Origin of the sequence: Acinetobacter sp. ANC 4910 (genome assembly GCF_004331035.1) — a bacterium.
Classification (GTDB): Bacteria; Pseudomonadota; Gammaproteobacteria; order Pseudomonadales; family Moraxellaceae; genus Acinetobacter.
This window is the reverse complement of sequence record NZ_SJNT01000001.1, coordinates 188,071-206,986: the sequence shown is the minus strand read 5'-3', so window position 1 is coordinate 206,986 and position 18,916 is coordinate 188,071. Positions and strand designations below refer to the sequence as shown.

General features: G+C 41.1%; 16 protein-coding genes. 11 read left to right on the top strand and 5 right to left on the bottom strand.

Features of this window, described 5'->3' with window-relative positions:
• Positions 1-11 precede the first annotated feature (11 nt).
• Entirely contained in the window at positions 12-560 is a 549-nt protein-coding gene (locus E0H82_RS00950; protein WP_131262585.1) for a TetR/AcrR family transcriptional regulator, read from the bottom strand.
• 539 nt (positions 561-1,099) lie between these two features.
• On the opposite strand from E0H82_RS00950, the gene E0H82_RS00945 reads away from it, so the two are divergent.
• The gene (locus E0H82_RS00945) at positions 1,100-1,291 is read left to right on the top strand and encodes an NF038215 family lipoprotein (RefSeq protein ID WP_131262584.1); all 192 of its coding nucleotides are present in this window, start codon (positions 1,100-1,102) and stop codon (positions 1,289-1,291) included.
• 110 nt (positions 1,292-1,401) lie between these two features.
• On the opposite strand, the gene E0H82_RS00940 is transcribed toward E0H82_RS00945, so the two are convergent.
• Positions 1,402-3,015 carry an oleate hydratase gene (locus E0H82_RS00940; RefSeq protein ID WP_265937184.1) on the bottom strand — a complete coding sequence of 538 codons (1,614 nt, stop codon included), beginning with the start codon at positions 3,013-3,015 and terminating at the stop codon, positions 1,402-1,404.
• A 461-nt stretch (positions 3,016-3,476) separates the two neighbouring features.
• Here E0H82_RS00940 and E0H82_RS00935 point away from each other — a divergent pair, with 461 nt between their 5' ends.
• The 4 genes from E0H82_RS00935 (at position 3,477) to E0H82_RS00920 (ending at position 5,895) form a co-directional block, all read left to right on the top strand.
• Positions 3,477-4,058 carry a LysE family translocator gene (locus tag E0H82_RS00935; protein ID WP_171458244.1) on the top strand — a complete coding sequence of 194 codons (582 nt, stop codon included), beginning with the start codon at positions 3,477-3,479 and terminating at the stop codon, positions 4,056-4,058.
• A gap of 97 nt (positions 4,059-4,155) precedes the next feature.
• Positions 4,156-4,827: a CsgG/HfaB family protein gene (locus E0H82_RS00930; RefSeq protein ID WP_131262581.1), complete on the top strand. Its 672-nt coding sequence runs from the start codon at positions 4,156-4,158 to the stop codon at positions 4,825-4,827.
• A gap of 13 nt (positions 4,828-4,840) precedes the next feature.
• The gene (locus tag E0H82_RS00925) at positions 4,841-5,218 is read left to right on the top strand and encodes a DUF4810 domain-containing protein (RefSeq protein ID WP_131262580.1); all 378 of its coding nucleotides are present in this window, start codon (positions 4,841-4,843) and stop codon (positions 5,216-5,218) included.
• Entirely contained in the window at positions 5,215-5,895 is a 681-nt protein-coding gene (locus E0H82_RS00920) for a DUF799 domain-containing protein (protein WP_131262579.1), read from the top strand. The genes E0H82_RS00925 and E0H82_RS00920 overlap by 4 nt, the downstream gene beginning before the upstream one ends.
• A gap of 123 nt (positions 5,896-6,018) precedes the next feature.
• On the opposite strand, the gene E0H82_RS00915 is transcribed toward E0H82_RS00920, so the two are convergent.
• Positions 6,019-6,987: an MBL fold metallo-hydrolase gene (locus tag E0H82_RS00915; RefSeq protein ID WP_131262578.1), complete on the bottom strand. Its 969-nt coding sequence runs from the start codon at positions 6,985-6,987 to the stop codon at positions 6,019-6,021.
• Between the two features lie 488 nt (positions 6,988-7,475).
• On the opposite strand from E0H82_RS00915, the gene E0H82_RS00910 reads away from it, so the two are divergent.
• From E0H82_RS00910 to E0H82_RS00885, 6 genes are all read left to right on the top strand, one after another.
• On the top strand, positions 7,476-8,252 hold the full coding sequence (locus E0H82_RS00910) for a class II aldolase/adducin family protein (RefSeq protein ID WP_131262577.1): 777 nt from the start codon (positions 7,476-7,478) through the stop codon (positions 8,250-8,252).
• Positions 8,253-8,657: 405 nt separating this feature from the next.
• A complete protein-coding gene (kdpA, locus tag E0H82_RS00905; RefSeq protein ID WP_131262576.1) occupies positions 8,658-10,355 on the top strand; it encodes a potassium-transporting ATPase subunit KdpA in 1,698 nt (565 codons plus the stop codon).
• Positions 10,356-10,371: 16 nt separating this feature from the next.
• Positions 10,372-12,384, top strand: a complete 2,013-nt coding sequence (gene kdpB / locus E0H82_RS00900) for a potassium-transporting ATPase subunit KdpB (RefSeq protein WP_131262575.1) — start codon at positions 10,372-10,374, stop codon at positions 12,382-12,384.
• Positions 12,385-12,393: 9 nt separating this feature from the next.
• A complete protein-coding gene (gene kdpC, locus E0H82_RS00895) occupies positions 12,394-13,029 on the top strand; it encodes a potassium-transporting ATPase subunit KdpC (protein ID WP_131262574.1) in 636 nt (211 codons plus the stop codon).
• Between the two features lie 12 nt (positions 13,030-13,041).
• Positions 13,042-15,690: a sensor histidine kinase gene (locus E0H82_RS00890; protein ID WP_131262573.1), complete on the top strand. Its 2,649-nt coding sequence runs from the start codon at positions 13,042-13,044 to the stop codon at positions 15,688-15,690.
• A gap of 11 nt (positions 15,691-15,701) precedes the next feature.
• Complete coding sequence (locus tag E0H82_RS00885; RefSeq protein ID WP_131262572.1) at positions 15,702-16,418, top strand: response regulator; 717 nt, start codon at positions 15,702-15,704, stop codon at positions 16,416-16,418.
• A gap of 97 nt (positions 16,419-16,515) precedes the next feature.
• On the opposite strand, the gene chrA is transcribed toward E0H82_RS00885, so the two are convergent.
• Positions 16,516-17,868: a chromate efflux transporter gene (chrA, locus tag E0H82_RS00880; protein WP_131262571.1), complete on the bottom strand. Its 1,353-nt coding sequence runs from the start codon at positions 17,866-17,868 to the stop codon at positions 16,516-16,518.
• A gap of 2 nt (positions 17,869-17,870) precedes the next feature.
• Positions 17,871-18,791 (bottom strand): chromate resistance protein ChrB domain-containing protein, encoded by a 921-nt coding sequence (locus tag E0H82_RS00875; protein WP_131262570.1) that lies wholly within the window; start codon positions 18,789-18,791, stop codon positions 17,871-17,873.
• Positions 18,792-18,916: the final 125 nt, after the last annotated feature.

Below are 18,916 nucleotides of genomic sequence, written 5' to 3'. Positions count from 1 at the left end.
TGACCTCTACTTTATGCCCGAATACCATTGAGTAACAGCTCAATTGCACGTTGTGCAAGTTGCTGTTGTTCTGTATCGGTCAGTCCCTGAAATGAAGTCCTTAAAATAGCCGTAATCATGGCGTAATCTTGGGTGGTTAAATCGGGGCGACACACGCCGTGCTGAATGGCTTGATCAATCAGCGGTTGCAAAATGGCATCGCGACGCGCGTAGATATCGACCATGACTGGATCATCACGCTCAATCACCCGCCAGTATTCCATCAGTGCAGTCAAATACGGTAAGTTATAGACATGGTTTTCAATTAAACGAATAAAACCATCTTCATATTGAGAAAACGCTTCTGCACGAACTGCGAGACGCTCTAAGGCTTGTTCCATCAATGCAATCACCAACGCACGACGGTCGGCAAAATTACGATAAAACGTCGCACGACCAACATTGGCTGCATCAATCACCATTTGCAATGGCGCATTAATGCCTTGAGTACGAAAGACTTGAACCGCAGCTTCCAATAATTCTTCGCGGTTTTGGGCAGCGCGTTGTCGGCGAATGGTCATGATGAGCACGTATCTTTTAGCAAGGCTGTTGTAATATTTAACGGACAAAAGTGTCCGTTGTAAATATTCAATCCTGTAAGATTTTGTAAATTACTTTATATTCTTCGAGTTAAATCTAATTTCGAGAAGACATAGGCGACTCGGAAACGGCATCTGCAACCTGCATGGGCTGAATAAGATAATGTGTATTGGTTATATTTGAACAAATCCAAAAATGAACAGGTTTTACAGAAGACAATGGTTTTGCCTCAACAAAATTAGGACGAGCCGCAGGCTGATGAAGAAATTGAATAAAACAAGATAAGACGCCGTCAAGATAATTTTTTTCAACACATCGAATAAATATTTAAGTCGAATTTGGGTTCACTTAAATCATTCATGTTATTGTTTTATCTGTGAATAATTGAAGTTTTTTAAAATAAATAAAATACGTGCAGAACCATCATGTGGATGGATAAAAGTTGTAACAAAGTCGATAGGATTGGAAAAATAAAAGTGCTATGCTGAAAGAACAATAAGAATGAAAAAGAGGGGATGTGATGAACAAAATATCCTTCGTGTTGATTTGTATTATGGCAGGGTTGCTTACGGCTTGTGATGCAAAGGATGATCTGAATAAACCTCAAACGATGGTTAGAACCATGGTGATAGGGGGCGTACCTGTGGCTGATCATGATTATCAGTCGATGGCTCGTGAGCAAAAGCCTCATGTCGATCATTCGCAACCTTAGTGTTATCGGATCTTGATGAATTTCACTGAACTTGAGAAGGCAATAGTGATTCAAAGCAGATTAAATAAAAAAAGAGCATCTGAGTGACGCTCTTTTTTTCATTCAAGTGATTAGTGGAAAACTGCTTCTAAAGCTTTTAATCCAACTTTAGGATCGAGTAAACCATTATAGATTTCAGGTATGTCTCGTTCTACACCGAAAAACTCATAGATAGCAAGCATGGCACCGCGTACTGAATATTCGACGGTAAAGACCACATCATCTTCAATTTCTACAAATTGCCCCAAGAATGCAAAATTCTGTGCTCCTTTTGGAATCACTAAAGGACGATCTCCAGGTTTGCGGCAGGCAAATAGGGCAGAGGCATACGGCATCATGACCGTTGTGACATTGGTGGTTGCCAAAACATGATCCAAAATGTCGTCAAAACCTAACTGTTTGATCAGCTCCGTTAAGATTTCCTGACCAGTGGCTTCGGACATGGGTTTTTTGATGTAATCGCCAATATGATCGATTTGGAAACCGTAACCCCAGAGGGTAAAACTACCTTGTGGTAAATTGGCAAAGTGGGGTTGTGCAGGCACTACAATGGACAAATGCCAACCAGACTCAAACCATGTCATTAATGCACCTGTGCCGGGTTCATTACCTGTATAGGCAACAATACGTTTCAGTAGCACATCATCTTTCATGGTTAGTGTGAAAGACTCCCATTTGTGTTCATCCACATTGCCATAGAAGCTCATAGGTCGGCCAAAATCAGGTGCTTTTTTGGAAAGCGTTTCCCATAAACGCCAGCCATGATCTTGGCGATCTCGAATTAATGCGGGAACATCATCGTTGCCGGCATAACGTGAGTCGGCAGTAATTGACCCTAAGGTGAAAATAGCAAGATCATGCGGTTGTAGCTCTATTTCTTCTTTGCCTTCAGGTAATGTGACATAAAGTTTGGTCGCACGACGCTCTTGTGTGGTTTCATCCGTACGAAAGTCCGCATCAGTGACATAATTACCAAAGCGCACATCAACGCCTTGTTCAACTAACCAACGCTGTAAAGGTAGAATCATCGAATCATATTGATTGTATTTGGTTCTTTTTACGCCAGCCAAAGTATGAATGCGAGGCAGTTCTTGAATAAAGCGTAAGAAATAACGTCTTAATTCAGCCGCACTATGCCATTTTTGAAATGCGAAAGTGGTTCGCCACATACGCCAAAAATTACTTTGGAAAAAAGAGTCATCAAAAAACTCATCAATACGGCGGCTGCCAATGCGCTCTTCTTTTGATGCCAATAAGCGTAGCATTTGTGCGCGATGTAAATTGCTTAAACCTAATTTTTCCGCATCCAAAATATTGTGCTTAGCATCAATTAATCGTGCATTGGCGTGGGTTTTCACTTTCTCATTAAACTCGCGACATTCTTCACGTACAGAAATGTCTGGATTTTCTAAAGAGGGAATAGTCGAAAATAAATCCCATAAACATAAATAGGTTTCATCGGTCAGCATCCGTCCACCGCGTGTAACCCACGCATGTGCAGCTTCAGGTGTTGCACCGCCATCCATTGAGCCACCCGTAATATTTAATTCTTCTAGGATATGAATATTTTTGGCAGGGACTTGTGCATCACGAATGGCAAAGGCTGCTGCCGCCATACCTGCAATGCCACCTCCAACGAGCCAGAGATGTGTTTGTTTGGCGTCGAATGTTTTATTCGGCATGATGAACCCTCTTGTATCATTTTTATCAGAAAGTAAAATAAAACCATGTTTTTAGTATGTGATTGTGCGTGTAAAAATACTATGAAAAAAATGTGAAAATTTAATGTGAAATTTTGATCAAAAAAAAGTTTTTATGGAGAAAAAAGTTATCAAATTACAATGAAAAATTCATGTGGTATAATTCTAAATGTATGATAATAAATATTATATTGAATAATTGCTCTAATTAAGCCCGTCTTTTAGGCGTTCTTGAAATACTTTACAGGTGTATTTAAATAATAACCTTGAACATAACTGAATCCATTTGGATTATGCGATTTAAAGCATTTTTTATTGTGCTAAGCATATTTTTTGATAGGTTTTGGTGCAAATTTTGTCTAAAATGATGCACCCATTTTTATCCCAATGCATCGAGGTGCTCTTTGGAATCGCTCATTATATTAGGTTCAATTACCTTAGCTTTAATGTTAGGTGCAATTAGCCCCGGGCCAACCTTTATTTATGTGGCGAAAAACTCAATTGCGATTTCGCGTAAACACGGTTTGTTTACCGCATTGGGCACAGGAACAGGCGCCGCGTTGTTCGGTTTATTGGCGGTAATGGGTTTGCAAGCTATTCTATTGGCAGTGCCTTCGGCGTATCTCGCTTTAAAAATCTGTGGCGGTATCTATTTACTTTGGCTGGCATTTAAAATTATTAAGCATGCTAAGGAGCCAATGGAAACCACGAATGGTGAAGCAGCTCCAATGAGCTATAAACAAGCGTACCGATTGGGGTTAATTACACAAATGAGTAACCCGAAAATTGCGATTGTGTTGGCGAGTATTTTCACGGCTTTATTGCCGAAAGATATTCCTACCTATTTCTATGTTGTATTACCTATGCTGTGTTTCTTTATTGATGCAGGTTGGTATTCACTGGTTGCGGTTGCTTTATCGGCAGAAGGCCCACGTAAAGTTTATTTAAAATCGAAAGCTATTTTTGACCGTGTAGCGGGTGGGGTGATGACTTTACTTGGGTTAAAACTTATTTTTGGAATGAAGTAATACCTTTTAGAACAACAATATTTAATTTTGTATATGTAACCAGAATGTAACTTGTTATAATTCCACTGATTTTTAATAAATATCAGTGGGATAACTCTTGAAAAAAATTATTTTTACAGCAGTATTTAGTGCTTTAACATTATCTGCCTGTTCAACAACAGAAACCTCAAAAACAATTCAAGCTCCACAAGTGACAGCGGCAGTGGCGACAGTCAAATACACTGGAACTAAAACCCCTGTTTCTGTAGGGAAATTTGACAACCGCTCGAGCTACATGCGGGGCATTTTTTCAGACAATGTTGACCGTTTAGGTGGTCAAGCGAAAACCATTTTAGAAACGCATTTACAGCAATCAGGCTATTTCTCTGTCCTAAACCGTGACAACCTTGCTGAATTACAACAAGAAGCTGGCTTCACCAAATCTTCTCAAGCCATTAAAGGCGCACGTTATGTATTAACAGGTGACGTGTCTGAATTTGGTCGTAAAGAAGTCGGCGATCATCAGCTTTTTGGCATATTGGGCCGTGGTAAAACCCAAATTGCTTATGCCAAAGTGAACTTAAATATTGTGGATGTGAAAACAGCAGAAATTGTCCACTCTGTGCAAGGTGCAGGTGAGTATGCACTGAGCGAACGTGAAATTTTAGGTTTTGGTTCTACCGCTTCATATGATTCAACTTTAAACGGTAAAGTATTAGATTTGGCTGTACGTGAAGCGGTCAATAATTTGGTGTTGGATATTCAAACCAATAAGTGGTCTGTGCAGTAATTGGTTTGAATCAATGAAAAAAATCGTATTAGTTTTAGGTGCAATCTGCACCATGACTTTGGTGGGCTGTGTTTCAGCGCCAAAAACACTCTACAGCTGGGGCGAATACCCGCAGCAAACTTATTTGATGTTGAGTCTGCCAGAAAAGACGTCTCCACAAGAACAGATTGGCAAACTCGAAAAAGATATTGAAAAAGCCAAAGCCAAAAATGCAGCAGTGCCACCGGGCTTGTATGCACATTTGGGTTTATTGAACCTAAATATCAATAATGGGCCACGTGCCGTTCAGTATTTTGAGCTTGAACGCCAAACCTACCCAGAGTCGGCAGTATTAATGGATCGTCTTTTGAAAAAAATGACCGCTCAATCTGCTGTTGGGGGTGCGAAGTGAAAAATTTGAAAAAACTATGCGTACTTGGGCTTGCAGCGATCTTGCTTACGGGGTGTGTTACGGCACCAAAAAGTAAACGTGACTTATCTGTATATCATGCCAATATGCCAAAATCTATTTTGGTATTGCCGCCTGTAAATGAGTCACCCGATACACGGGCAACCTATGGATATTGGTCTACCGTAACTTTACCTGTGGCAGAAGCTGGTTATTACGTGTTTCCCATTTCTGTGGTGGATACGCTATTTAAAGAAAATGGCGTAACCAATGGTTATGATGCACAGCAAATTCCAATTCAAAAACTTAATGAAATTTTTGGAGCGGATGCTGCACTGTATATCAAAGTCAAAGAATATGGTTCTAAGTATCAGGTGATTCAATCCGTTTCGACCGTCGCGGTCGAGGCAAAATTGGTGGATTTAAAAACGGGAGTATTATTATGGGAAGGTCAGGAAAAAATCCAACAGGCCAATAATAATAGCAACGCGGGTTTGGTGGGGATGTTGGTTGGTGCTTTGATTGACCAAATTTCAAATCACTTATCGGATAAAGCTTATATGCTTTCTAACAGTGTGAGTACGCAGTTATATGCTCCGCAGTTGGTACAGCAGAAAGGTTTATTATATGGGCCGCGTTCTCCGAATTTCGTACAAAATTCGATGAGCCCACAGCAGTAAAAAATAATCCCCTCGCATGAGGGGATTTTTATGATTCAACCTGCTTATAGGGGGATGATTTTTCATTCTCAGCCCTTTTGGAATAGTATTATTTATCCCAACGGAAGAAGGCTTATTTAAGAGTTAATCCTGAAAATGCACAGGAATCCACTGATAACTTTTTCCATCTGCTGAATAGATGTGTCCAATTCCGGGAAAAGGTAAATGCGGTGCTGCAATGGTTTGTCCATCTTTTGCATATGCAGCAAATTGTTTTAAGCGAGTTTGCACTGCCTTTTTCGGGTCGATATCATAATCAATCGCTGTTTCTGGTTTGTCGAACTGCACCGTATGCGAGTGTACAATATCGCCAATAAACACCACCGTCTCATCTTTGGTTTTTAGCGCATAGCTAAAATGTCCCGGTGTATGCCCCGCAGTATTCATCACTTTAAAGCCCTGAATCTCATCGCCCAACGTGTAGGTTTTGAAGCGTTGTTTGGCTTGATAAGGGGCTATGGCTTGCTTAATTTTTTCCACAGTGCCGACATAACCAGCTTGTTTATCTTTAGGAATTTTGTCGATTTGTTTCGGGTTTAGCCAATAGTTGGCTTCATCATTCGATACATACACTGTGGCATTGGGGAAGTTGGCAACGCCATTTTGACTAATTCCACAGACATGGTCTGGGTGTAGGTGGGTCAGTAAAATGGTATCGACTTGTTCTGGTTGATAGCCAGATGCTTTTAAGTTGTTTAAAACTGAACCTAAATGTGTGCCAAAACAGCTTGCTGCACCACTATCCACTAAAACCAGTGAATTGCCTGTATTGACCAAAAAGGCATTGATGGAGGTTTGTACGCCTTTGGCTTGGTCGGCAGCATATTTCTTTAAAATGGCATGCACTTCTTTTTCTGGAAGATTTTGAAATAGCTTCGGTGACATGAAATTGGTGCCATCGAGCAGGGCTGTGATTTGCACGTCACCCGCTTGATATTGGTAATAGCCTGCGATTTGTTTTTGCTGTTGAATTGGTGCGGGAGGTGAAGTGGCAAATGCAGCATGGCTGATCAAACTTGTGCAGATGAAAGTCGCAGCAATATATTTATTCATTTGGATTCATATATAAAATTATAAAGTCTTTTATTTTTAACATGTAAATGATTCCGCAGCAATTTTCTGGCTCTGTTTTAGACATTAGCTTTTAAAATTTAAAGAAATAAAGGTGGATGTTTTGTTTTGCTATTAAGGGATAAAGCCTAATTTATATTCACATAAAATCAGTATGCGTTGAGCCCACGCTAAGCAGACGTTGGATGACTACGTTCATTTAAAGACATTAATAGCTTTAAAAATAGCAGAATCGTTCAAGACTCAAAGAAATGGATGGTAAAGAATGTTTTTTAAGAATGAATTGTTTCTGATATAAGCCATAAAAGTGTCGATGGACAGATGCTGAAATGACGAAGAAACGAGAGATTCATTTTAAGATGAGGTAAATGAAAGCATACATGACAAACCTTATTTCAAAATAATGGTTTGACACGATTTTTTCTAATTTACTCAAGTATGCGTCAGCGATATAAAACAGGGATTAAGTGATGACAAGTTTACAAGCAATGAAAAGTCTAAAAGATGTCGTATCTGCAACGGAATGGGAAGCACGTTGCCAACTTGCAGGGTTATACCGCTTAATTGCACATTTCCGTATGACGGATTTAATTGATACGCACATCAGTCTACGTGTGCCCAACGAAGAAGGTCATTTCCTCATTAATCAATATGGTATTCCATTTGAAAAAATGACAGCTTCTCATTTGGTGAAAATTGATTATGACGGTAATACTGTTGCAGATTATGACCAAGGTAAAATGGTCAATACCGCTGGCTTTGTGATTCATTCAGCCATTCATCATGCACGTAAAGATGTGCATTGTGTCATTCATACTCACACTGCGGATGGTATTGCAGTTTCTGCTCAGAAACATGGATTATTGCCACTTTCTCAACATGCCTTAAAATTCTATAACAAAGTGAGCTATCACGAATATGAAGGCGTGGCATTGTGCACAGAAGAACGTGAGCGCTTGGTAAAAGATTTGGGTCAAAACCGTGCCATGATTTTACGTAATCATGGTCTATTAACCGTGGGTGATAGTATTCAGCGTGCTTTCCATGAAATCTATTTCTTAGAGCGCGCTTGCCAAGCACAAATTAAAGCGATGGCAGGTGGCTCAGAATTACATTTTCCATCAGAAGCCGTACGCCAACATACCACTCAACAATTTGAAAGCGAAATTATTGAAGTGGTGATGTTGAAAGCATGGAATGCTGCGCTTTCTCTGATTGAAAACCAGCATGATGAATACTGTTCATAAATCTTAAAAAATACGGGAAGCTTTTAGCAAACTTATTCATGTTCTGGTATTTCAGGCATGAATAAGTTTGCGTTAAAGTGATGAATATATATGAGTAGATATTTGAGAATAAATTAGGTTTATTACGCTTGTTGATATCTGACTTCAAATATTTCACGTTCAGCGAGCAATCACCAATCCTACATAATATTAAGAGCATTAGCTTGTCAGGACTCAAGTTATACACTTTGCTGGTGGCCACACAATTGAGGGTATCTTCTTATTTTTTCATGTTAATTTTATATCCATAATTTTGGGTATTTAAAAAATTTACGCAAAATTTACGCGCCACTCGTTTTTCAATATAGAGAATTTACGCCCTTAATTTCCATACTAAAGCTGACCTATTTTTAAATGGCATTTGCTATGTGGGAATTTATTACTGTATTTGTCCTTTCATTGCTGTTGGCTTATCCGCTTGGTGCTTATCTTGCGGATGTCATGCAAGCCAAACCAATGAAAAGCGACGCTTTGTTTAAATGGATCGAACAACCGATCTATGCTGTGCTCGGTGTCAAGCGCAGTGGTATGAACTGGCGGCAATATTTGGGTGCTTTTGTTCTGAGTAATGTTCTGTTGCTTGGAGCAAGCGTCACAATCTTGATGACACAGGCATGGTTACCTTTGAATCCTGATCATATTCCCAATATGAATTGGGACTTGGCTTTACACACCACCATTTCCTTCCTGACCAATACCAACCAACAGCATTATTCGGGGCAAGCGCAACTGTCTTATCTATCACAAATGACCTTGATTGTAGGATTGCAATATTTGTCGCCAATTATGGGACTTGCCTTACTGGTCGCCATGTTAAGAGCATTATTTTTACAATCAGCTCAAGCAGAAGACTCAGATCAAAACAAATGGAATCGTATTAATCTGGGCAATTATTGGATGGATATCATCCGCCCCTTATTTCGATTCTTCATTCCTTTAGGATTTATTTTTTCTTTGCTGCTCACTTTTCAAGGCGTCCCTGCAACATTATCTGCGGGTCCAACAGTGCAAGTCTTAGAGCAAAGCACAGAAGTCAAAACTCAACATATTCCATTGGGTCCCGTTGCACCGATGGTGGCGATTAAACAACTCGGTAGTAATGGCGGTGGCTGGTATGGGCCCAACAGTAGTGTGCCTTTAGAAAATCCTACCCCATTGTCCAATGTGATTGAGATGATCGCGATTTTACTGATTCCACTCTCTGCGGTGTTCATGGTTGGGCGCTTTATTCAACGTAAAAAACTCATGTGGATGATTTTTGGAACCATGTTGTTGATGTCTCTATCTTCAACGCTATTCACTCTGTGGACTGAACAATCTTCGCTAATTCCAAATACGGCTTTGATGGAGGGTAAGGAAACTCGCTTTGGTGCTGAGGCATCCGCACTATGGGGAAGCCTGACCACACAAGTGAATAACGGCTCAGTCAATATGATGCATGATTCGGCTTCACCACTCACTGGACTGGTTGAACTGTGCAATATGCTGATCAATGCCATTTGGGGCGGGATTGGTTGCGGTCTATTACAGTTCTTTATTTATCTATTTCTGGCGGTATTTATCGCAGGTTTGATGACAGGACGTACCCCTGAATTGTTTGGGCGAAAAATTGAAGTGACTGAAATTAAGTTATTGGCGCTGGTGATTCTCTTACAACCTGTGGTGATTCTTGGTTTGACGGCCATCGCCATTGCATTCCCATCCATTACAGGGAATTCAAATCCAGCTTTTCATGGCATTAGCCAAGTGTTTTATGAGTATGTTTCTGCTTATGCCAATAATGGTTCGGGTTTTGAAGGCTTAGGCGATAACACTTTATGGTGGAATCTGAGTGCCAGTGTCGCTTTATTGGCAGGCCGTTATAGCGTGTTGATCATCCCTATTTTGATTGCTGTGAGTTTAGCAACCAAACCGCAAGCAGCAGAAAGCAAAGGAGCTTTACAGATTGAATCGCCAACCTTTGCGTTGACCTTAATTGGGATCGTGCTGATTCTGACCTTGTTGCAATTCATGCCAGTGTTGGTGATTGGGCCAATTGCTGACTATTTGTCGATCAAAGTTTAAGCGTGGAGCAACAACAATGAAACATTCAAATGCGACACAACAGATGGATATCTTGAATAAAGAAATTATTCAGCAAACTTTCCATAAATTGCTGCCTCAACACGCTTTTAAAAATCCAGTGATGGCATGTGTGTGGGTGGGAACAATTTTAACCCTTATTGCGACTTTGATGGGTAATGCCAGTTTAGGTTTTGGTTTAGTCCTGAGCTTGATTTTATTGGTCACGGTCTTATTTGCCAATTATGCCGAGGCGGTTGCAGAAGCCAAAGGCCGCGGACAAGCTGCATCTTTACGTCAGGCACGTGAAAACTTAACTGCAAATCGTATTGCCGATCTGAATGCTGTGCCGACTGTGATTTCTGCAAATATACTGAAAAAAGATGATCTCGTCATTGTCAAAGCAGGTGAAATTGTTCCTGCGGATGGTGAGATTATTCAAGGTTTTGCGACCATCAATGAATCAGCCGTTACAGGTGAATCTGCGCCCGTACTGCGTGAAGCCAATACCGACCGTTCAGGTGTGATTGGTGGGACTAAGGTTTTGTCAGATGAAATTATTATTCGAGTCAGTAATGAAGCAGGGCATAGCTTTTTAGACCGCATGATTGCCTTGGTAGAAGGTGCTAATCGCCAGAAAACACCGAATGAGATCGCACTCAGTATCTTACTGAATATTATGACCATCACTTTTATTGTAGTGGTGCTGACCTTACCTGTTATTGGTTCAATGGTCGGGATCAAAATCAGTGTGGTCTTACTGATTGCACTATTGGTCTGTTTGATTCCAACCACGATTGGCGGCTTGTTGCCTGCGATTGGGATTGCGGGAATGAACCGTGCTTTAAAAGCCAATGTCTTAGCAAAATCAGGGAAAGCGGTTGAAGTTGCGGGTGATATTGATGTGTTGTTGTTGGATAAAACAGGCACGATCACCTATGGAGATCGCCAAGCCACTGCTTTTTATCCATTGGCAGGTGTGACACCAAGTGAGTTACGCCAAGCAGCAATGCTCACTTCTTTTGCCGATCCAACGCCTGAAGGGAAGTCGGTCATCAGCCTTGGGAAAGAGTTAGGTGAAAGTATCCAAGAGCCAAAAGATGCCGAATTCATTCAGTTTAGCGCCTCAACACGGTTATCGGGTGTGGATTTAGTCACAGGACAAACGATTCGTAAGGGAGCTGTCGATGCCATTCTTCATTTTACCCATCAAGAAATTAAGGACAATATTGAGCTGAAAACTCGGGTAGAACAAGTCGCTTCGAAAGGTGCAACGCCATTGGTGGTGGCTTCGAATCACAATATTTTAGGCGTGATTGAACTTTCGGATGTGATCAAACAAGGTATTAAAGAACGCTTTGCGCTGCTACGTGAGATGGGCATCAAAACCATTATGGTCACGGGAGACAACCCACTAACTGCGGCTGCGATTGCGGCTGAAGCAGGGGTGGATGACTATATTGCGGAGGCGAGACCTGAGGACAAATTGGCTTGTATTCGTAATGAGCAAGCAGCAGGGAAATTGGTCGCAATGGTGGGTGATGGTACCAACGATGCACCTGCCTTGGCGCAGGCAGATATTGGTTTAGCCATGAACTCAGGTACTCAAGCAGCCAAAGAAGCAGGCAATATGGTGGACTTGGATTCAGATCCAACCAAATTGCTAGACGTGGTCGAAATTGGTAAGCAGCAACTCATCACCCGTGGCGCGTTAACCACTTTTTCATTGGCAAATGACGTCTCCAAGTATTTTGTTATCTTACCTGCCTTGTTTGCGGTAGCGATTCCTGAGCTTAGTGTGTTGAATATTTTGCAACTCAGTAGCCCAAGTAGCGCGGTGATTTCCGCTTTGATTTTTAATGCCTTGATTATTCCAATGCTGATTCCATTGGCCCTCAAAGGTGTTCAATTCAAACCTGCCAGTGCGTTGCAATTGTTACGCCGCAATATGCTGATTTATGGAGTTGGTGGGGTCATTTTTCCGTTTATTGTCATCAAGTTAATTGATCTTGTTGTGTCATTGTGGATTTAGGAGCGAGCGATGAATATTTTATTAAAGCATGAACAATTGAATCAACAAAATTCCCAATTATCGAATTCAGTTCATTCAGTTTTACGTCCAAGTCTTGGTTTGGTTGCGGTTGGTTTCTTGATTGCGGGCATGTTGTACGCTACAGCAAGTGTGTCGATTGCACAGTTGATCTTTCCCAAACAAGCCAATGGCAGTGTCATTGAACTGAATGGCAATGTTGTGGGTTCAAGCTTGGTGGGGCAAAATTTTGTCAGTGAAGCATATTTCCATGGGCGACCGAGTGCGGTAAGTTACAGTGTAGATGGTATGGCAGGTAGTAATTTGGCAGTTGCTAATCCTGATTTGCAAAAACAGATCAAGGAACGAACTGCTCAGTTTGCACAGAACAATCAGATTACTGAGCAGCAGGTGCCAAATGAGATGGTGACGGCATCAGGAAGCGGGATTGATCCAGATATTTCACCTGAAAGTGCTTTCTTACAGGTGAAACGAGTGGCACTGCAACGTCATTTACTTGAGCAACCAGTCCGTGATTTGGTACAACAACAGATTCGGCCTGCACAGTTTGGCGTATATGGGCAAGCACGAGTGAATGTGTTGCAGCTGAATTTAGCCTTAGATCAATTGTCATCTACACCTCGTTGATAGAGCCTAATTATGCAGATTGACCGTAATAACAAAGCAGATGCATGGTTGGCACATAGTCAACGTGAACAATCTGGACGTTTGACTATTTTCTTGGGTGCAGCACCAGGAGTAGGGAAAACTTATGCCATGCTGACCCGAGCGCATGAATTGATGCAACAAGGGCAGCATGTGGTGGTTGGGGTCGTAGAAACCCACGGTCGATCTGATACTGAAGCTTTGATTCAAGGACTGCATGTTATTCCAAGAAAGTCTGTGGAATATCAAGACCGTGTTTTGCAGGAGATGGATCTTGACCAAATTCTGAAGTTAAAACCTCAAATTGTGCTTGTCGATGAGCTGGCCCATCGGAATGTACCCAATAGTCGACATGAATACCGTTGGCAAGATGTCAATGAGTTGTTGGATGCAGGCATTGATGTCTATAGCACCTTAAATATTCAGCATTTGGAAAGCCTCAATGATGTGGTTTACCAAATTACTGGGATTCGGGTGAGTGAAACCGTCCCCGATGCTTTACTAAAACGATTGAAAGATATTCGACTGGTTGATTTATCCGTTCCCGAACTATTAGAACGCATGAATCATGGCAAGATTTATTTCGCCGATGTTGCACCCCATGCATTACAAGGTTTTTTTAAAGCTGCAAATTTGACAGCATTACGTGATCTGGCAATTCAAACTGTTGCAGGACAAGTCGATATTGATTATCGAGAAAAATTTGTTGCACAAGGGCAGATTATCCCGATTCAAAATCATGTCATGTTGGCGATAGATGGTTCTGAGTTTTCAGAAGATTTGGTACGCCGTGCACATCGGATTGCGGAAAGGCGCAATGCAACGTGGAGCGTCATTTCGATTCAAAAAAGTAAAGCCGAAACGACGCAAATTTTTACGGTGACGAAAGCTTTTAACCTAGCGCGTAAGCTCGGTGCAGATACCTATTTGTTGTATAGCAATCATATTGCATCGACCATTTTACAAGCGGCTTATGATTATGGTGCATCCAATATTTTACTCGGCAAGAGCCCTCAAAAATCGCTATGGCAACGCTTATTTTCAGATCATATTGCCGATCAACTGTTAGAGAAACAGCACCCTTTTGAAATCACCTTTGTTCAGCCTTTAAAAGCTCAAAATAATCAGACCAGCCCACAGAACGATGCAGCTCATTCATCTTGGCGAGAACAAGGCTTGGCTTTTAATCGACGTGAAGTATTCGAAAGTATCATCATTGTATTGCTAGGACTGATTGTGGCGGCAATCAGTGATCATTTTATTGGGTATAGCGACTTAGCCTTAATTTTTATTGTGACTGTATTATTGGTTGCGATACGTGCCCGAATGTTGATTACAATTATCAGCGTATTCATCTGTTTTTTACTCTACAACTATTTTTTTATCGAACCTCGATTTACCTTTATGATCAGTGCTGAACGTGGGGTGATTACCATTATCACGTTCATTATTTCAGCCTTACTGGTGGGTCGCTTAGCTAATCAATTACGTGCTCAAGTGTTGAGTTTACGCGCTGCAAATTCAGTGTCGTTACAGTTACAAGAATTAGAGCGCAAGCTATCGACCTGTGTAGATATTGAACAGGTATTAACCGTCGCCAAACAACATTTGGAAACTTCATTAAATGCCACGGTTTGGTTAAAAGTTGAAAATCAGTCTTTAGGTGATGTCTCTGCTTTAAATGAAAAAGATCAGATTGCCGCAGATTGGACGCAGAAGAATGCGAAACCCTGTGGACGCTTTACCAATACGTTAACCAATTCTGAATGGTGGTTTATTCCGTTAAATTTGGTGAAAGAATATGGCGTGATTGCAATTCGGTTTAATCAAAATGCTCAAAGCATCAGTTTTGAATTGCAACGTTTAACTGAGTTGATGATTGAAGATATTGCACAAACTGTTGCTCGGGTACAACTCTCTTTACAGTTAGAAAATTCTCGTGTGGTGGCTGAAACGGAAAAGTTGCGTTCCGCCTTACTTTCTTCAGTATCGCATGATTTACGTTCACCCTTAGCCGCGATGATTGGCTCAGCAGATACGCTTAAATATTATGGTGAACAGATGCCAGAAAACGATCGGCATGAATTATTAGACACCATTCACATCGAGGGCGAACGACTCGATCGTTATATTCAAAACCTGTTGGATATGACTCGATTAGGTCATCAAGGTTTGACTTTAAGTCGTGCTTGGATTGGTGTAGATGAACTGATTGGTTCGGCAACGCAACGACTGAAACGCTATCAGCCTGAGGTAAAAATCGAAGTTGCTTTGGCGGAAGAACTTCCGCAATTGTATGTGCATCCTGCTTTGATTGAGCAAGCCATTTTTAATGTCTTGGAAAATGCCGCCAAGTTCTCACCAGAGAATGTTCCAATTGAAATAAAGATTCAGCAAGAGGAACAATTTCTGCAAATTGACATTATCGATCGAGGGATTGGTATTCCCGAAGATGAACGTGAACAAATTTTTGATATGTTCTATACCATGCAGCGCGGTGATCGAGGCAAAACGGGGACAGGTTTAGGGCTGGCGATTGTCAAAGCCATTATTGGCGCTCATATGGGCAGTATCGAAGCTTTTGGCGGAACAGATGGTCAAGGCACCTTAATTCGCATACGATTACCGTTACATCAGGGTTAAAATGAACTTTTATGCCGCAAACAATCCATCCAAATGCATCAATTCTGATTATTGATGATGAGCCTCAAATTCGAAAATTTTTGGACATTGCCTTACGTGCACAAGGCTATCAGGTACATGTCGCTGAAAATGGCATGCAAGGCTTAGAGACCTTGGCAACCCGTGGGGCGGATTTACTGATTTTAGATTTAGGTTTGCCTGATATGGAAGGGCAGCAGGTGTTAACCGAGATGAGACAGTGGTCAAACATTCCTGTGATTGTGTTATCTGCACGTCCTGATGAAAATCAAAAAATTAAATTGCTGGATGCAGGTGCAAATGATTATGTGACCAAGCCGTTTAGCATTCAGGAATTATGTGCGCGTATTCGGGTGATGTTTCGCAATAAACCGCAGCAGGCTGAACAGAATATTGTATTTGATGATGGTCAATTATCTGTGGATGTGGCTGAACATGTGGTGAAGTTCGCAAATGAAGAAATTGCCCTCAGCAAAAAGGAATTTCAACTGTTAGCCCTGCTGATTCGACATCAGGGTAAAATTGTGACGCAAAAACAAATTATGACGGAGTTATGGGGCATTACGCATGAAGAAGATACCCATTATCTGCGAATCTTGGTGAAAAAACTCCGCAGCAAAATTGGCGATTCTGCGGTCACTCCAAAATATATTTTTACCATTGCAGGGGTTGGTTTACGTTTTCTGGGGGAATCGTATGGATCACCTTGAACATAGCGTCATAAGAATATGAAGGACTTAAAAATAGTGTGGGATTGATTCAATCAAATCCCACAAAAGAAGAGCTTCATTCAACTTCTTATATACATTAAAGAAATGTAAAACAAACTAAGCCAATTAATGCTGAAGCAGCAAGGACATACATCACTTTAAGCTCAAAATAGAACAGTCCAATCAGGGCTGCAAGTGCGATTGAAGCAGCAACGATATCAAAAGAGCCGCTAAATCCAGTCGGCCAGAGTACGTGATAACTAAAAAATAGCGCAAGATTGAGAATCACACCAACAACCGCTGCTGTAATGGCCGTTAATGGTGCCGTAAATTTCAGCTCATTATGCGTTGACTCAATAATCGGTGCACCAGCCAAGATGAAAATAAAGGAAAATAGAAAAGTAAACCAAGTGACGATTGTTGCTCCAATGGCGCCTGCCAAGAATAGATGATCTGGACCTAAGAGGGCTTGGTTAAATGCCCCTAAAAAGCCAACGAATGCGACCACCATAATCAAAGGGCCAGGGGTGCTTTCGCCTAATGCCAAGCCATCGATCATTTGAGTCGGACTTAACCAGCCGTAATAGTTTACTGCCCCTTGATAAACATAAGGTAAAACGGCATATGCACCGCCAAAAGTAAGCAGCGCGGCTTTAGTAAAGAACCAAGCCATTTGAGTATAGGCATGATCCCACCCAAGCATTAAGCTTAGACTCAGGATAGGAAGAAACCACAGTAAACCACCGATTAGCACAATACTGCCCAAACGTTTCCAGCTAAAGATCGCATGCGCTGGTGTGGGAGTATCATCATCAATGAACGCACGCCCATAATCTTTTTTACTCTGCTGATGAGCTTTGCCACCAGAAAATAGCATTGGATATTTTTTACTGGTCAGATATCCAATCATTGCCGCAGAGAAAACGATTAAAGGAAAGGGTAAATTGAAGAAAAAAATTGCAATAAATGAAAGCGCTGCAATCAGCCATAAGAATTTATTTTTGAGTGATCGACTCCCAATACGATGTGTTGCATGAAAAACAATGGCAACAACTGCGGGTTTAATACCGTAAAACAGTCCAGCAATAATAGGGACATCACCAAATTTGACATAGACCCATGAAAGGCCGATTAAAATAAAGAGCGATGGGAGTACAAAAAGAATGCCTGCAACTAACCCCCCAGCCGTCCTGTGCATTAACCAGCCGATATAAGTCGCCAATTGTTGTGCTTCAGGCCCGGGCAAGAGCATGCAATAGTTCAGTGCATGTAAAAAACGCTTCTCAGAAATCCAACGCTTTTGTTCAACCAGTTCTTGGTGCATGACCGCGATTTGACCTGCGGGACCACCAAAACTAATAAAGCCTAATTTAAGCCAAAACAGAAAAGCCTGCCAAAATGAAACCGTTTGTATTTCTGCTTTTGGCGACATACTCAGTTCTTGTTCCATGATTATTCTCTGGATAGATTGGCATATAAGCCATCGAAAATATGATTGGATAATGCAAATAATTGGTCATCATTGTTGATTTGGCTGCGAAGACCTTGCATGACTTTTTCAATACCCATTGCTTCGGGTGGTTCAATCCCGCCGATATCAAGGTAATGCACAATTTCAGCGATTTTCTTGAGTGCGGGTGTTTCTAAACTAAAACTATGTAACAGAACTTCAAAGGTGACCCAGTGATTCACGTGGCTGAACCTCGCGCCATCAAAATCGAATCCTAATGCTGCCTCAGGGCAATCATCGGGAGTTTCTAACCAAATAAATGTAGGTTTAGAATCAATGAAAGTCTTAATCAGCCATGCGGAGGCAAGGCGATCAATCCACGGTCTTTTTCGAGTTGCCCAAATTTGGTTTTGATAATCTGTTTTGTCTAAAAGTTGAATGTGGGTTTGTATTGCTTGGGGTTCGTTAACTTCACCGAGTCGGGCAATAGAGCATTCTAATAATTCAAGTTCATTTAGCACTTGTGCTTGAGTCTCATCAGGATAATAGTCAATTTCTACAAGCGCATTGCTATTTTTTCTGAGTCTACGAACTTGCTTGAGCAGTTCTTTCTTTTCATCTTTGGTCAAGCGGTCTTTTAGCGCTCTAAGTTGTTTATAAAGGGCATCGTATTCCTCTTTTCGACTGAAAATTGTCGAAAGATCAAGATTTGAAGCGGACTCCGCGTGAAATACATAAGCAGTTCCTTGTTCTGAAATGACATCATGAGCAATAGGATCAAATTTCTCGCGATGAGCAATTGGAAGTAAATAGACGCCATCTCTAAGGGTTGCAGCGCCACTTGCCTTCAGAGATCGCCATACCCTCATACGAGTGGTCGTATTCTGTGTTGGAAGTGAAGAGATGAGTAAAGATATATTCATGTTATATACTCAACATATTTTGTTTAGTATATTCTATTTTTTAAATTGTTAGATCATAATTTCTGCAAAGAATATATACCAAATGGATATGAACCAGAGATGACTTTGTTGCATAAAGCCTTTAA

What these genes read in the sequence shown, in the direction of transcription:
- E0H82_RS00910 (WP_131262577.1), top strand. Translation starts at nt 7,476, where the DNA reads ATGACAAGTTTACAAGCAATGAAAAGTCTAAAAGATGTCGTATCTGCA.
- E0H82_RS00925 (WP_131262580.1), top strand. Translation starts at nt 4,841, where the DNA reads ATGAAAAAAATCGTATTAGTTTTAGGTGCAATCTGCACCATGACTTTG.
- kdpB (WP_131262575.1), top strand. Translation starts at nt 10,372, where the DNA reads ATGAAACATTCAAATGCGACACAACAGATGGATATCTTGAATAAAGAA.
- kdpA (WP_131262576.1), top strand. Translation starts at nt 8,658, where the DNA reads ATGTGGGAATTTATTACTGTATTTGTCCTTTCATTGCTGTTGGCTTAT.
- E0H82_RS00945 (WP_131262584.1), top strand. Translation starts at nt 1,100, where the DNA reads ATGAACAAAATATCCTTCGTGTTGATTTGTATTATGGCAGGGTTGCTT.
- E0H82_RS00890 (WP_131262573.1), top strand. Translation starts at nt 13,042, where the DNA reads ATGCAGATTGACCGTAATAACAAAGCAGATGCATGGTTGGCACATAGT.
- E0H82_RS00935 (WP_171458244.1), top strand. Translation starts at nt 3,477, where the DNA reads ATGTTAGGTGCAATTAGCCCCGGGCCAACCTTTATTTATGTGGCGAAA.
- E0H82_RS00885 (WP_131262572.1), top strand. Translation starts at nt 15,702, where the DNA reads ATGCCGCAAACAATCCATCCAAATGCATCAATTCTGATTATTGATGAT.
- kdpC (WP_131262574.1), top strand. Translation starts at nt 12,394, where the DNA reads ATGAATATTTTATTAAAGCATGAACAATTGAATCAACAAAATTCCCAA.
- E0H82_RS00915 (WP_131262578.1), bottom strand. Translation starts at nt 6,987, where the DNA reads ATGAATAAATATATTGCTGCGACTTTCATCTGCACAAGTTTGATCAGC.
- chrA (WP_131262571.1), bottom strand. Translation starts at nt 17,868, where the DNA reads ATGGAACAAGAACTGAGTATGTCGCCAAAAGCAGAAATACAAACGGTT.
- E0H82_RS00875 (WP_131262570.1), bottom strand. Translation starts at nt 18,791, where the DNA reads ATGAATATATCTTTACTCATCTCTTCACTTCCAACACAGAATACGACC.
- E0H82_RS00950 (WP_131262585.1), bottom strand. Translation starts at nt 560, where the DNA reads ATGACCATTCGCCGACAACGCGCTGCCCAAAACCGCGAAGAATTATTG.